The 14503-nt window shown below is 54.5% G+C and carries 12 protein-coding genes; 7 read left to right on the forward strand and 5 right to left on the reverse strand.

Annotation, left to right across the window (positions count from 1 at the left end; all coding sequences use genetic code 11):
• The first annotated feature begins 14 nt into the window (after window positions 1-14).
• Together gntX and nfuA are read left to right on the forward strand one after the other, a co-directional pair.
• Window positions 15-734, forward strand: a complete 720-nt coding sequence (gntX, locus tag FAZ14_RS16465; RefSeq protein WP_153508887.1) for a DNA utilization protein GntX — start codon at window positions 15-17, stop codon at window positions 732-734.
• A 56-nt stretch (window positions 735-790) separates the two neighbouring features.
• Window positions 791-1366, forward strand: a complete 576-nt coding sequence (gene nfuA, locus FAZ14_RS16470; RefSeq protein ID WP_016942932.1) for a Fe-S biogenesis protein NfuA — start codon at window positions 791-793, stop codon at window positions 1364-1366.
• 120 nt (window positions 1367-1486) lie between these two features.
• Here the strand turns inward: nfuA and malQ are convergent, their stop codons facing one another.
• The 4 genes from malQ to glpG all read right to left on the reverse strand — a co-directional run bounded on the left by malQ (window position 1487) and on the right by glpG (window position 7837).
• On the reverse strand, window positions 1487-3649 hold the full coding sequence (malQ, locus tag FAZ14_RS16475) for a 4-alpha-glucanotransferase (protein WP_153508888.1): 2163 nt from the start codon (window positions 3647-3649) through the stop codon (window positions 1487-1489).
• 12 nt (window positions 3650-3661) lie between these two features.
• Window positions 3662-6079 (reverse strand): maltodextrin phosphorylase, encoded by a 2418-nt coding sequence (malP, locus tag FAZ14_RS16480; protein WP_153508889.1) that lies wholly within the window; start codon window positions 6077-6079, stop codon window positions 3662-3664.
• Window positions 6080-6123: 44 nt separating this feature from the next.
• On the reverse strand, window positions 6124-6882 hold the full coding sequence (locus tag FAZ14_RS16485) for a DeoR/GlpR family transcriptional regulator (protein ID WP_012768014.1): 759 nt from the start codon (window positions 6880-6882) through the stop codon (window positions 6124-6126).
• Between the two features lie 130 nt (window positions 6883-7012).
• Window positions 7013-7837, reverse strand: coding sequence for a rhomboid family intramembrane serine protease GlpG (gene glpG, locus FAZ14_RS16490; protein ID WP_016942929.1), 825 nt, complete (start codon window positions 7835-7837; stop codon window positions 7013-7015).
• A 278-nt stretch (window positions 7838-8115) separates the two neighbouring features.
• Between glpG and rbsK the strand changes: the two genes are divergently transcribed.
• The 4 genes from rbsK to FAZ14_RS16510 all read left to right on the forward strand — a co-directional run bounded on the left by rbsK (window position 8116) and on the right by FAZ14_RS16510 (window position 12185).
• The gene (rbsK, locus tag FAZ14_RS16495) at window positions 8116-9327 is read left to right on the forward strand and encodes a ribokinase (protein WP_016942927.1); all 1212 of its coding nucleotides are present in this window, start codon (window positions 8116-8118) and stop codon (window positions 9325-9327) included.
• 54 nt (window positions 9328-9381) lie between these two features.
• Window positions 9382-10302, forward strand: a complete 921-nt coding sequence (locus FAZ14_RS16500) for a dihydrodipicolinate synthase family protein (RefSeq protein ID WP_016942926.1) — start codon at window positions 9382-9384, stop codon at window positions 10300-10302.
• A 102-nt stretch (window positions 10303-10404) separates the two neighbouring features.
• Window positions 10405-10884: a NanQ anomerase/TabA/YiaL family protein gene (locus tag FAZ14_RS16505; protein WP_016942925.1), complete on the forward strand. Its 480-nt coding sequence runs from the start codon at window positions 10405-10407 to the stop codon at window positions 10882-10884.
• A 5-nt stretch (window positions 10885-10889) separates the two neighbouring features.
• Window positions 10890-12185: an MFS transporter gene (locus tag FAZ14_RS16510; RefSeq protein WP_153508890.1), complete on the forward strand. Its 1296-nt coding sequence runs from the start codon at window positions 10890-10892 to the stop codon at window positions 12183-12185.
• An 83-nt stretch (window positions 12186-12268) separates the two neighbouring features.
• Here the strand turns inward: FAZ14_RS16510 and glpE are convergent, their stop codons facing one another.
• On the reverse strand, window positions 12269-12589 hold the full coding sequence (glpE, locus tag FAZ14_RS16515; protein ID WP_016942923.1) for a thiosulfate sulfurtransferase GlpE: 321 nt from the start codon (window positions 12587-12589) through the stop codon (window positions 12269-12271).
• 343 nt (window positions 12590-12932) lie between these two features.
• On the opposite strand from glpE, the gene glpD reads away from it, so the two are divergent.
• A complete protein-coding gene (glpD, locus tag FAZ14_RS16520; protein ID WP_038925412.1) occupies window positions 12933-14432 on the forward strand; it encodes a glycerol-3-phosphate dehydrogenase in 1500 nt (499 codons plus the stop codon).
• Window positions 14433-14503: the final 71 nt, after the last annotated feature.

Consider the following 14503-nt stretch of genomic DNA (forward strand, 5'->3'; position numbering starts at 1 on the left):
CAGGGAACGAGACAATGTTGACGATCATGGCCCAGTGCTGGCTTTGCCAGCAGCCGCTCTATCATAGTCATCACGGAATTTGCAGTCACTGCCGCTGTCATCTGCCCCAACCACTTGTCTGTTGCCCACGATGCGGATTGCCTTCGGCCTCAGATATCCTGCCGTGTGGACGTTGTCTGCAACAGCCGCCACCATGGCAGTCGCTCCTGTTTGTCAGCGACTACCAGCCACCGCTCAGCCGCCTGATTACACGGTTCAAATTTCAGGGACGTATTGAGCTGGCTCCAACGCTGGCACGGCTGGTACTGCTGCGCTGGCAGGGATGTCGCCGGGCCACGGCTCTGCGCCTTCCCGACGCTTACCCCCGCCCTGACGCTATCGTCACCGTTCCGCTACACCGACGGCGTCACTGGCGTCGGGGGTTCAACCAAACCGACCTGATCGCGCGCTGGCTGGCACACTGGCTGGGGTGTGCCTATGACCCTGATACCTTGATTCGCGTGCGCTATACCGTTCCCCAGCAATCGCTGGGAGCCCGTTCACGGCGTCGCAACCTACGCGGCGCGTTTCGATGCCGACAGGATGTCATCAGCCAGCGCGTCGCTGGCAAACGGTTAGTGTTACTGGACGATGTGGTGACCACCGGCAGCACGGTGGCAGAGGTCAGCCGCACGCTATTGCGTGCCGGTGCGCAACACGTTCAGGTATGGTGTGTATGTCGCACCTTGTCGTAACCGCCGGGATGGGCGTATTATAACCAACTAGCGTAGTCAACTATTGAGTTAACATTATGATTCGTATTACCGACGCTGCTCAGGAGCATTTTGCCAAACTGCTGGCAAAACAGGAGGAAGGCACCCAGATTCGTGTCTTCGTTATCAATCCCGGTACACCTAATGCCGAGTGTGGGGTGTCTTACTGCCCGCCCGATGCCGTCGAGCCGAACGATACCGTGCTGAAGTTTGAGAAATTGTCCGCGTATGTGGATGAACTCAGTGCGCCGTATCTGGAAGACGCCGAGATCGACTTTGTGACCGATCAGTTGGGTTCGCAACTGACCTTAAAAGCGCCGAACGCCAAGATGCGCAAAGTCGGTGATGATGCTCCGCTGATGGAACGGGTGGAATATGTGTTGCAGTCTCAGATTAACCCACAGTTGGCAGGACACGGCGGCCGCGTATCACTGATGGAAATCACCGAAGAAGGCTACGCCATTTTGCAGTTCGGTGGCGGTTGCAACGGCTGTTCGATGGTGGATTACACGCTGAAAGAAGGCATCGAGAAAGAGTTGCTGGAAAAATTCCCGGAACTGAAAGGGGTTCGCGACCTGACCGAGCATCAGCGCGGCGAGCACTCCTATTATTAAGCTATTAAGCGGGTGTCATTGACACGAATACCGTTTACGCGAATATCGTTTTGAATGTCACGAGCGGTCAGTCACCTGGCCGCTCGTTGTTTGTGGTTATCCCGTCGACACGAACTCGCGTCACTCAGGCTTTTTTGCCTCTTTCGGCTTTCCCTGCTTTGCATTATCCACCGGTTGATCCGCTGCTTTGGTCGTCTTTTTGGTTCGAGATGGCACGGGGCCGCCCCGGCGCAAATCAATATCCCGAATCAGCCGTTCCAGATAGCGGTCAGTAAAAATAGAATCCAGCGGACGACTCAGCTTACGTCGCCAGTTGGGGTATTCCTGATCGGTACCCGGTACATTCACCGGCGTTGCCATGTCCAGCCAGTCTTCAAGCTGCAAGCCCAACAACGCGCTGGCGCTGTCTGCCAGATAACGCTGCACCCCCCGGTTAAGCTGAGCGCTCATGGTGGTCAGCGACGCATTACGCCCGACGCGTTGGGGCAGCAACCCCTGTTCATGTAGCGCATCCAGCAGCCCTTGCTTGGCGCGTTCACGTGCATCGTACTGCTGCTTCAACAACGCCTCTGACGGGTACAACCCAAGATCTTTGCCCAGCGTCAGATCGACCCCCTGCCAGTAGCCGCGTAACGTCGCCAGGTCGTGTGTGGTGATGGTTGCCATCGAACGGGCCGGGTACTCATCCGGGGTGCGAAAACGATCGTGCTGATCCTTTTCAAAAAACAAGACTTTATAAGAGTAGATACTGTTGTCAGGCAACTTGTCGACGATCTCCTCCGGTACTGTACCCAGATCTTCGCCGATCACCAGACAGCGGTGGCGATGGCTTTCCAACGCCAGGATCCCCAGCAAGTCATCCACCGGATAAAGCACGTAGGCACCACAGTTCGCCGTGCCGCCATTGAGGATCCACCACAGACGCAGCAACCCCATTACGTGGTCGATACGCAATGCGCCACTGTGCGCCATATTGCTGCGCAGCAAATCGATAAACGGCTGATACCCACGCTGGCGCAGCCGTGCCGGGTGCATCGGCGTGAGGTTCCAGTTTTGCCCGCCGGGCCCCAGCGGATCAGGCGGTGCACCGATGGTTACCGACAGGCAATGCAACTGCTGGTCGCCCCAGGTATCGACGCCCCCCTGCGCGACGCCCACCGCCAAATCACGATAGAGTCCTATCGGCATACCTAGCTGTTTACTATGGGAAAAACAGGCGGCCAGTTGTTCATGTGCCAGCCACTGCAACCAGCAATAGAACTGCACATCATCGGCGTGTTCCTGCCGAAAGCGCAGCGTCGCATCGCTGTGGGCATCATGGTATTCCTGCGGCCACTGCAGCCAGTCAGCAGCCGGTTTGCCCTGCAATTTCATCCACGCCTGCAACGCATCATAGGTGGCCTGCTGTAGCAGACTTTCATCGTGAGTTTTCAGGAACTGTAGAAAAGCGGTTTTGCGCGGGTCCAGCGCGCTACGACCAGTGAAGTGACCAAATGCCAGGCGTAATGCCGTCAGTTTCAGGTGGGTCACCGCGGTGTAATCCACCCATCGACTGGCGCGGGCCGCCGTCAGTTGTCGTTGGATGTCGTCTTGCATCCACCAGGCCTGAGCCGCCTGACTCTGATGAAAATCATCCACCTGATTCACATCAATATAGATAATATTCAGCCAGTTACGTGAAGAGGGGCTATACGGGCTGGCCGCTTCCGGCTCTGCCGGATACAGCGCATGCAGCGGGTTAAGGCCGACAAAAGCGCCCCCACGGCGCGCTACCTGTTCCACCAGCGTCTTCAGATCGCCAAAGTCGCCAACCCCCCAGTTATCCGACGAGCGCAGGGTATACAGTTGTACCATGACGCCCCACCAACGCTTCCCCTGTGTCAGCGGGTCCGGTTCGTAGCAACGTGTCGGCGCGACAATCACCCGGCAAGACCACTGTTGCTCACCCTGCGTGAGCATTAACTGGTGGTAGCCGAGCGGCAGATTGTCAGGCAATAGCAACGTTGCCTGACCACCTGAACGGCCTTCGATAACGCCGCCTTTTTCAAACATGAGCGTCCAGATATAGTCGCCCTCGCCATGTAACGGCAGCCTGTGCTGCTGCCCCTGACGAAACACATAGACTGAAGGCAAGGGGGCTGCAGCCGGTTCCGCCACATCCAGCAATTGCAGCAACGCTTTACGGGTGTCGCTATCGATTGCCTGTTCATTACCGTAAGCATCTTTATAGGTATCAGCGATCCCCTGATGGTGGGGTACAGATTTTTTTGCTTTCAACGCCATGGTATTGATTCCTTAATCACGCATCGTCCAGATGCGTTTCTGATAATCATGAATTGCCCGATCAGCACTGAACATGCCCATATGAGCCGTGTTCAGAATGCAGCGACGCGTCCATTCATCAGGTTCACGATACAGTTCATCCACACGCTGTTGAGCCTGGCAGTAAGGGGCGAAATCAGCCAACACCAGATAAGGATCCCCCAGTTTTAGCAGGCTATCGAGCAAAGGGGCGAACGCCGTTTTATCTCCATGACTGAACTTTCCTTTTCCCAGTTCAGTCAGGATTTCCTTTAATAGTGGATTCTCGGCAATGTAACGGGTGGGTTTATAGCCGTCGGCAATCAACGTTTTTACCTGCTCGACGGTATGACCGAAGATGAACAGATTCTCCGCACCGACTTCCTGCGCCATCTCCACATTGGCGCCATCCAGCGTCCCCACCGTCAAGGCGCCATTCAACGCCAGTTTCATATTCCCCGTCCCAGACGCTTCCTTGCCTGCGGTGGAAATCTGCTCTGATACATCGGCTGCCGGAATAATCCGCTCCGCCAGCGAGACGCGGTAATCCGGTAAAAAAACCACTTTCAGGCGATCGTTGACCCGTTTGTCCCGGTTGATGTGTTCCGCCACACAGTTGATGGCGTAAATAATATTTTTGGCCAGAACATAGCCCGGTGCCGCCTTGGCACCAAACAGGAAAAGGCGCGGCACGATATCCAATCCAGGGTCGGTAAGCAATCGCTTATATAACGATAAAATATGCAGTAAATTCAGATGTTGCCGCTTATATTCATGCAACCGTTTGATTTGCACATCAAACAACGCGTTCGGATCGATATGGATGCCGTAATCGCGCCGTAAAAATTGAGCCAGTTGCGTTTTATTGTCCTGCTTGATGCGGCGATAGCGCGCCTGAAACCCACTATCCTGCGCGTAGGGAGCCAGCCCTTCCAATAACGTGAGCCGGTTACCCCATTCGGTTCGCAAGGTGTCATCTATCAATGAAGACAGCGCCGGATTGCACTGCCTGAGCCAACGGCGCGGCGTAATACCGTTGGTGACGTTATGAAATTTCGTCGGCCACAACTGGTGATATTCCGGGAACAAGTCGCGTACCACCAGATCCGAGTGCATCTGGGCGACGCCGTTCACCGCAAAACACGCCACCACGCACAGGTTCGCCATTCTCACCTGACGGCGATACACCACCGCCAGCCGCGCCCAGACACCCTTATCACCCGGCCAGCGAGCATCCACCTGCTGGCGCAGATGCGCATTAATGGTTTTGATTATCGACAGATGACGCGGTAATAACCGACCGAACAGCCGTTCATCCCAGCACTCCAGCGCTTCCGGCATCAGAGTATGGTTGGTGTAGGCAAATAAGCGCCCGGTCAGTTGCCAGGCTTGCTCCCACGGTAATTCATAGTCGTCCAGTAACAGGCGCAGGGTTTCGGGAATCGCCAGCGTCGGGTGGGTATCGTTTAGTTGCACCACCTCATAATCGGGTAATGTCGCCAGCGGCCGTCCGGCACGTTCATGCCGCCGGAAGATATCCGCGACCGCGCAGGCACATTGGAAATATTGCTGCATCAAACGCAGTCTTTTACCTGCCGCATGATTGTCGTTCGGGTAAAGCACTTTGGTCAGGCTGGCAGCAGCGATACCCTGCTGCTCGGCTTTCAGATAATGGCCCGCATTAAACTGTTCAAGATCAAATGGCTCGCTGTGGGTAGCCTGCCATAGCCGCAATGGCTGTACACGACCATTGAGATAGCCGATAACCGGGATATCGGTGGCTTCGCCGATGACAACCTGATCCGGAATCCAACGCTCGCGGCCATCCGGCTGGATGACCAACTCACCGCCGAAACCGACTTCTACCGCCAGTTCCGGGCGGGGACGCGCCCAGGGGTAAACATCGCGCAACCAGTCATCCGGGGTTTCACGCTGGAAACCGGCGTCAAAATGCTGGCGGAACAAGCCGTACTGGTAATGCAGGCCGTAGCCTATCGCTGGTTGTCCCACTGTCGCCATCGCGTCCAGATAACAAGAGGCCAATCGCCCCAACCCACCATTACCCAGCGCCGGGTCCGTTTCCTGCTCCAGCACGTCACTCAACACCAGTCCGTGCCCGGCCAGCACCTCCGCCACTGCGTCATACCACCCCAGATTGAGCAGATTGTTGCCAGTCAGGCGACCCGGCAGGAACTCCATCGACAGGTAGTTCACATGCCGCGATACCGACGTGGCGTCATCAGGTGGAGACGACTCGGCAGCTGTCAACACATCCAGTTGCTCCGTCAGCGCCGCACTCACCAACTGCCAGCACTGGCGTAACGACAGCGCCTGTAACGACGGCTGAGCGAGAGCCTGCAACTGGCGTTGCAACGCCACAGTAAACTGGGAAGGATTGAATAAGGGTGACATCGTGCCTCTCTCCTTTGCGGGTGATGGAAAAAGGCACGTCGGGATCAGCACAACTCCAACTGTACCTTATGTTGTTCGATGATTTTCAGCACACTGGGTGGCGGTAACTGATCGGTAAAAAGATAGTCGATCAAATCCATGTTGCCCAAATTGACCATCGCATTGCGGCCAAACTTGGAATGGTCCGTCACCAGCATCACGCAACGGGAGTTTTCGATGATTGCACGCTTGGTGCGAACCTCGTGGTAGTCAAACTCCAGCAACGAGCCATCCATATCAATGCCACTGATACCCAAAATGCCGAAATCGAGCCTGAACTGAGAAATAAAATCCAGCGTGGCCTCGCCAATGATGCCACCATCGCGGCTGCGCACCTCGCCTCCCGCCAGTATCAGGCGGAAGTCTTCTTTGGCGGTCAGTAACGTTGCCACATTCAGGTTATTGGTGACCACGCGTAAATCCTTATGATTCATCAGCGCATGAGCCACCGCTTCCGGTGTCGTACCGATATCTATAAAAAGCGTAGCACCATCCGGAATTTGACTGGCGACCTGCCTCGCAATCCTGGCTTTTTCATCAGACCACATCATTTTTCGATCATGGTAAGCCGTATTCACTGAACTGGAGGGCAACGCTGCGCCACCGTGGTGACGATGGATCTTGTTTTGTTCCGCCAGATCGTTCAGATCACGGCGAATGGTCTGTGGGCTGACTGCAAAATGTTCCACCAGCTCTTCGGTACTGACGTATCCCTGCCGACGCACCAGATCGATAATGGCGTCGTGCCGCTGTGTTTGCTTCACATTAATCCCCTCAAACGCCGACATGACCTCATGTCGGCCAACTAAGAAACCGCGCTCATTGTAAAATGCACACGGCAGTAGCCACGCGGCTCTACACCACGTATCAGGCTGCGATAACGGTATGATAGCGTTAACGGCGGTGCTGGCGCGTATCCCACCATGCCATCAACACGCCAATGACTAACCCCGAGACATGCGCTGCATTCGCGATAGACATGCCCAAAATATCGAAATACCCGGCCACCAGCCACACCAGCGCAAACGCCATCAGGCCGCGTTGAAGGTGCAGCGGCCCGCCCGGCTCACGCTCGCCACGTAACCAGACATACCCCATCAGGGCGTATACCACGCCGGACAAACCGCCAAAATAGACGCCGCTAAACCAGGACTGCACCCACCCGCTAATCGCGGATGACAGCAGTAAAATCACACACAATCGCCGGGTACCCAAGACACGTTCCACCGGACCGCCGAGATACCACCACCACATCAGATTAAACAGCAGGTGCAACAGCGAAAAATGCAACAACGCATGGCTGAACCAGCGCCAGAGCTGCAGGGTCTGGGTGCTGTCCGGAAAGGCCAGCAGCGTCATCATGCGATTAACACCATACACCTGCATCAACAGGTAAACCGCAATGGCGACCACCAGCACGCCCAGTGTCAGTGGCCCGGCACGCTGACGTAAGGTTTGCAGATAGGAATACGACGGGTAACGCAGCCCGCTGTTGGTGGTGCCGCTCTGCCAGCTGGCGGCCTGATAGCGTTCATGCCACGGCTCTTGCAGGAAGCGCTCCAGCTCCTGCTTTACCCGCGCTTGCTGGCTTTCGTCCGGCAGCCAGATATCCACTTCGTTCCCGTTAATACGGGCCACCAGCCGGATCTGCTGCGTGTGCATATAGTCGACAAACGCCTGCGCCAGACGCGGATTGGATAGCGCAACAATTCGAATCATGACAATAGCCCAACGCTTCCCGCCAATGAATTTATGTTTTCGATTCTAAAACATTTGCAACCCGGAACGCAGCGTAATAACCGCTGATTATCTTGCCTATTTCAATATCAGTGTGACGGCTTTCACATCTCGCCACCCTGCGTACTGACAGCCTCCCGTGCTGCCCGGTAGATGTAGTGAGGATTTTTGTTTACTTCCGTTTTATCCGACATCCTATGATCACGGTCACTTTTCAACCAGGGCAGCTCCATTACTCTCATTCAAGAGGTGTTAACGGTATGTTTCTTGAAGAACGCAGAAACAAGATTCTGGACTATCTGGATCAACATGATCGCGTCAGCGTGGAGTATCTGGCCGAGTTTTTTTCTGTCACCAGAGAAACCATCCGCAGTGATCTGAATGCGCTGGCCCGACAGCGATTAGTTCAACGCTGTCACGGTGGTGCCATTATGATTCGGCGCAGTTTGCAATCTCAGCTGATTACCGAAACCGGGAAAGACTTCGAAGTCCTGTTAAAAAAAATAAAGAATCAGGTCAGAAATAGAAGTACCCGCAAAAAGGATAAAACCATGAAAGGTAAAGTCTGTATTCTTGGTTCGTTTAATGTGGATATTGTTGCCAGGGTTGCCCGTTTTCCTAAAGGCGGAGAGTCATTACTGGCGCAAGGCAGTGCATTGGGGCCGGGTGGGAAAGGCGCGAATCAGGCGATGGCAGCCAGCATGGCCGGTGCAAAAGTGCATTTCGTATCTAAAGTGGGAAAAGACCAATTCAGTCACTTCGCCTATGAGCATTTGTCAAAATCCCCTATTCACTCCTTTAAATTATACCAGTCAGAAACAGAACCTACCGGTAATGCGATTATTTATGTCTCGCAACAAAACGGCGAAAATATGATTGCCATTTATTCCGGGGCGAATAAAACACTGACCGATGAAGAAATCGCTGAGATTATGCCCGACCTGGAAGACGCAGATGTGTTATTGCTGCAAATGGAAAATAACTTCCCGGCGACCTTGAGCGCCATGAAATTAGCTAAAGCGCTCGACACCCGAATTATCCTCAATCCAGCACCCTATTCCGATGACGTCGTCTCCTGTCTCGATTATGTGGATATCATCACCCCAAATGAAACGGAAGCGTCGCTCTTATCCGGTATTGAAATCAGTAACCTTGAGAGCGCCAGACAAGCCGCGCAAAAAATCCATGCGCTTGGTGCGGCGAGGGTGATAATCACCATGGGTGCCAATGGCGCCCTGCTATTTGACGGCCAGCAATTTCAGCATATCCCGGCCTTTCCTGCTGTCAGCGTGGATACCACCGGCGCTGGCGATGCGTTCAACGGCGCCTTCGCGGCTGCCGTCGCCGCCGGTCAGAGCGTGGCGCAGGCCGCCACGTACGCAAATGCGTTTGCCTCTCTGGCGGTCGAACGGGAAGGTGCGGCCAATATGCCAACGCATCAGCAAGTGACGAACCGGCTGGCACAACGCTAATCCCCCCCCCTATTTTAAACACCCCGAAGCGGTTTTCGGGCAAGGAGAAAGAGAATGAAAAGCATCGAAGGCATCGTTCCCGTCATGCTGACCCCGTTTAACACCAGAAACGAAATAGACTACCCCGGTCTGGCAACGCTTATCGACTGGTATCTGGACAAAGGCGTGGACGCACTGTTCGCCGTCTGTCAGTCCAGCGAAATGCTGTTTCTCAGCCTGGAGGAGCGCGTGAATCTGGCGCGTTTCGTGGTAGAACAGGTTGCAGGGCGCATACCGGTTATCGCATCCGGTCACATCAGCGACGACATCAATGACCAGATAGCCGAATTACAGGCGATGGCGGACACCGGCATCGACGCACTGGTGTTGGTCACCAACCATCTGGACCCGAAAAACCAGGGTTCAGAGACGTTCTTTGAGACGCTGGAGACCTTGCTGGCATCCCTGCCTGCGACGTTGCCGCTCGGCCTGTACGAATGCCCGGCACCGTATCGCCGCCTGTTAACCGATGACGAGTTGATGCACTGCGCCAACAGCGGCCGTTTTGTGGTACTCAAAGACGTGAGCTGCGACCTGCCAACGGTAGAACGTCGGGTGAAACTCACGGCTGGCACACCGCTGAACATCATCAACGCCAACGCCGCCATCGCGTTTCCGGCAATGCGCGCTGGTTCCAAGGGCTTTAGCGGCGTGTTCACCAATTTCCACCCGGAGCTCTATCAGTGGCTTTATTCCCAAAGCCAGCAGCAACCAGAACTGGCGCAGGAACTGGCGACGTTCCTGTCACTGGCGGCCGTGACCGAAACGTTGGGCTACCCCAAAAACGCCAAGATTTACCACCAGCGTCTGGGGACTTTCGAGCACGATAACTGCCGGGTCACCAGCGATAATGTGCTGGAAAAATTCTGGGCCTTGTCGGTGATCCTCGATCAGATCCGCCAGGGAACCGAGCATTACCAACAAAAAATCCAATAACGATAACGTCACTTTTTTTACCGGCGTATTGTCCGGCAGGTGGAAATATTCCCCCTGCCGGTTTAATGACACAACCTTGTCGCTCACCAGGAATAACCCACTATGATTATTTGCGATCAACAAGACTGGGCTCTGGAAAAATACGCGTTACATCCGATTATTCACCAGGCCATCGATTATATCTCTACCACCGACTTCGCCGTTATGGCGACCGGTAAATATGACATTATCCCCGGAAAGATGTTCTGTCTATTACAGGAGTTCACCACCGAACCAGCCGCGGACAGGCTGGCAGAATCGCATTTCCAGTATGTCGATATTCAATATTTATTACAGGGAGAAGAAACTATCGGCGTTGCGCGAGGTAGCCATCGTAATAGCGTGATTGAAGATAAACGCGAGCAGCATGATATTTTTTTTTATCGTGATACTCAAAACGAAAGTTTTATTTCACTAACACCCGGCATGTTTGCCATTTTCTTTCCAGAAGATCTACATCGGCCATGTTGCCAAAGCAATGGCCCCTCTTTTATTCGAAAAGCAGTTATTAAAATTCACATCAGTTTATTTACGGATTGCTGATTATTATGAAAAATACCACTTCTGCCTTACAAGACAATAGGGTTATCCCTGCCTCGCCGATTACCCGCTTACGCTGGGGGATCATTTTCATTCTGTTGATGGCGGCGGTTATCAATTACCTCGACCGCGCCAACTTAAGTATTGCCAATACCACCATCGCCAAAGAATTCGGTTTTAGCGCCACCCAGATGGGGATGCTGCTGTCCGCCTTCCTGTGGCCTTACGCACTGGCTAACCTGCCGGCCGGCTGGTTGGTGGATAAACTGGGGCCGAAAAAGATGTTCTCCGGCGCGGTAGGGTTATGGTCAGCCTTTACCGTACTGGCCGGGTTCATCAACGGCTATTCCATGTTTTATGGACTGCGCATGTTGCTGGGGATAGCCGAGTCGCCCTTCTTTACCTCAGGCATTAAAATCACCCATCGCTGGTTTTCCGCCCGCGAACGCGGCCTGCCGACCGCCATCATCAATACCGGCTCGCAAATTGCCAACGCCATTGCACCGCCGATCCTGACTGTACTGCTACTGACACTGGGTTGGCGTGGCATGTTTATCGCCATTGGTCTGGCTGGCATTCCGTTACTGTTGGTCTGGCTGAAGTTTTATCGCGAACCGACCGCGGCCGAAGAGCGCGACATCCACGCCGACACCGCAGCGACAGCCGCATCCAGCCATGAAGTGGCAAAAAACCAGCAAGGCTGGGGTGCCCTGTTCCGCCATAAAACCACCTGGTTCATGATTCTGGGTAATTTCTCCATCATGTTCACCATTTGGGTTTACCTGACCTGGCTGCCGGGTTATCTGGAAAAATCCCTTGGCTTTACGCTGAAACAAACCGGTTGGATCGCCTCGATTCCGTTCCTCGCCGGTATTCTCGGTGTGCTGTGCGGCGGGGCTATCTCTGATCGTCTGATTCGTCGCGGCGTCAACACCATTACCGCCCGTAAAATTCCGATCGTCATGGGGGCGGCACTGGCGGCCTGCTTTGTTGCACCGATCCCGTTTGTCAGCAACACCTCGCTGTCTATCCTGCTGCTGTCATTGGGGTATTTCTGCTCGCAGTTGCCTTCCGGCGTTATCTGGACACTGGCGACCGACATCGCGCCTAAAGAGCAGGTGGCATCACTCGGGGCCATTCAGAACTTCGGCGGTTTTCTCGGCGCGGCCAGTGCTCCCATCATCACCGGCGTGATTTTGGATGCCACAGGGGTGTTCACCAATGTTTTCTTCCTCGGTGCAGGCTTGCTGATGCTGGGTGCGTTGAGCTACGGCTTGTTCGTTAAGAAACCGATAACCGTTTGAAACCTGAAAGTTTATAGACCGTCGGGTTTATAAACCGATGACAACAACCGGTATGGCGCGTCAGGCGCCATACCGGTTCAGGATTACCCTGCCGCGACATCCTGCGGGAAGCGTTTTTGCCAGGCATCGAAACCACCATCCACGCTGTATACCGCCTCAAAACCCAGGCTTATCAGGTAATTCGCCGCATTACGGCTACTGATGCCGTGATAGCACATCACCATCACCGGCTGTTCAAAATCCGCACCGCTCACAAAATCTGACAAGGTTTCATTGGTCAGGTGGGTTGACCCCGGTACATGCGCTGCACCGAAACTCTGCGGATCACGAATATCAACCAACGACTGGCCTTGCTGCCAGCGCTGATACGCCTGCTCAATATCGATTGCCTCAAACTGCTCCATTGCCTGCCTCATCGTTCGTGGTGAAAATTCGTGGTTAAAAAAAGGTTATCAACGGCTTTGCCTGACATTATCGGCATTGTAACCCACCCACCACACGGATAGACCGGACAAAACACAGGGATATAACACGCTCACGCAGGTATCGTGACGGCATAAGCCGACGCAGAAGGACTATTCTCAATGAAATCAGGCGCGAAACTGTTAGCTGTATCACGCGCAAATGTTTTTAATTGGTTAACGCTTGGCTAACATGTTTGTTTTCGATTAATATCGTGAGCGAAAACGAACATTTTAACTTTCAACGGCCGACCATGGCGGCGTTTGACGTAGCGGAGGAGAAAACGTGGAAACCCAAGATCTGATCGTGATCGGCGGAGGCATTAACGGCACGGGCATCGCAGCAGATGCCGCCGGGCGCGGGCTGTCCGTCCTGCTGCTCGAAGCGCAGGATCTGGCCTGTGCGACCTCTTCCGCCAGTTCCAAGCTGATTCACGGCGGCCTGCGCTATCTGGAGCACTATGAGTTCCGGCTGGTGGGGGAAGCGTTGTCCGAACGCGAAGTGTTGCTGAAAATGGCACCGCACATCATTTTCCCGATGCGTTTTCGCCTGCCGCACCAGCCGCATTTGCGCCCAGCCTGGATGATCCGCGCCGGTCTGTTCATGTATGACCATCTGGGCAAACGTGTCAGCCTGCCGTCCAGCCACGGGCTGCGATTCGGCCGTGAATCGGTGTTAAAACCCGAGCTGACGCGCGGTTTCGAATATTCCGATTGCTGGGTGGACGATGCCCGTCTGGTGGTGCTGAACGCGCAGGAAGTGGTGCGCCGTGGCGGCGAGGTGAAAACCCGCATGAAAGTCACCCGCGCTCATCGCGAAAACGGCCTGTGGATCGTCGAAGCCGAAGATGCCCTCAGTGGTGAAACCCACCGCTGGCAGGCGAAAGGCCTGGTTAACGCAACCGGCCCGTGGGTACGCCAGTTCTTCGATGACGGTCTGGCGCTGCCATCACCGTATGGCATTCGTTTGATTAAAGGCAGTCATATCGTTGTGCCGCGCGTCCATCAGGAAGAGCAGGCCTACATTCTACAAAATAAAGACAACCGTATTGTGTTTGTGATTCCGTGGCAGGATGAATTCTCCATCATCGGCACCACCGATGTGGAATACCACGGCGATCCGCATCAGGTGAAGATCGATGACAACGAAATTCGTTACCTGCTGGATGTGTATAACGACCATTTCAAAAAGCAGCTGACACGTGACGATATCGTCTGGACGTATTCGGGTGTACGCCCGTTGTGCGACGACGAATCCGATTCGCCGCAGGCTATCACCCGCGACTACACCTTGTCGGTTGCCGATGAAAACGGTAAGGCACCGCTGCTGTCCGTATTCGGCGGCAAGCTGACCACCTACCGTAAGTTAGCGGAACACGCACTGGAAAAGCTGGTGAAATACTACCCGCAAGCCGGACAAGCGTGGACCCGTAACGCCATTCTGCCCGGTGGTGATATCAGCGGCAGCCGCGAAGATTACGCCGCGACATTGCGCCGCCGTTACAATCTGCCGGAAGCGCTGGCACGTCGTTACAGCCGCACTTACGGTAGCCAGAGCGAGAAAATCCTCGGCAACGCCCAATCCTTAAGCGACCTGGGCGAACATTTCGGCCATAACCTGTACGAAGCCGAGTTACGTTATCTGGTAGAGCATGAGTGGGTTGTCACGCTGGAAGACGCTATCTGGCGTCGTACCAAGCTCGGCATGTGGCTGGACGACGCACAACGCCAGCGTGTCGCCGACTGGCTGGTCAGCTACCGCAGCCAATTAGCCAAAGCGGGTTAATACTAAAAGTTGGTTAATACTAAAAGCTGGCTAATCTAAAGAAAAACGGCTTCCGTGAGGAAGCCGTTTTA

Origin of the sequence: Dickeya oryzae, assembly GCF_009372235.1 — a bacterium.
GTDB lineage: Bacteria > Pseudomonadota > Gammaproteobacteria > Enterobacterales > Enterobacteriaceae > Dickeya > Dickeya oryzae.

Coding starts and splice junctions, on each gene's coding strand:
- FAZ14_RS16500 (WP_016942926.1), top strand. CDS start 9,382: ATGAAAAGCATCGAAGGCATCGTTCCCGTCATGCTGACCCCGTTTAAC.
- glpE (WP_016942923.1), bottom strand. CDS start 12,589: ATGGAGCAGTTTGAGGCAATCGATATTGAGCAGGCGTATCAGCGCTGG.
- malQ (WP_153508888.1), bottom strand. CDS start 3,649: ATGGCGTTGAAAGCAAAAAAATCTGTACCCCACCATCAGGGGATCGCT.
- malP (WP_153508889.1), bottom strand. CDS start 6,079: ATGTCACCCTTATTCAATCCTTCCCAGTTTACTGTGGCGTTGCAACGC.
- FAZ14_RS16505 (WP_016942925.1), top strand. CDS start 10,405: ATGATTATTTGCGATCAACAAGACTGGGCTCTGGAAAAATACGCGTTA.
- FAZ14_RS16510 (WP_153508890.1), top strand. CDS start 10,890: ATGAAAAATACCACTTCTGCCTTACAAGACAATAGGGTTATCCCTGCC.
- nfuA (WP_016942932.1), top strand. CDS start 791: ATGATTCGTATTACCGACGCTGCTCAGGAGCATTTTGCCAAACTGCTG.
- glpG (WP_016942929.1), bottom strand. CDS start 7,837: ATGATTCGAATTGTTGCGCTATCCAATCCGCGTCTGGCGCAGGCGTTT.
- rbsK (WP_016942927.1), top strand. CDS start 8,116: ATGTTTCTTGAAGAACGCAGAAACAAGATTCTGGACTATCTGGATCAA.
- gntX (WP_153508887.1), top strand. CDS start 15: ATGTTGACGATCATGGCCCAGTGCTGGCTTTGCCAGCAGCCGCTCTAT.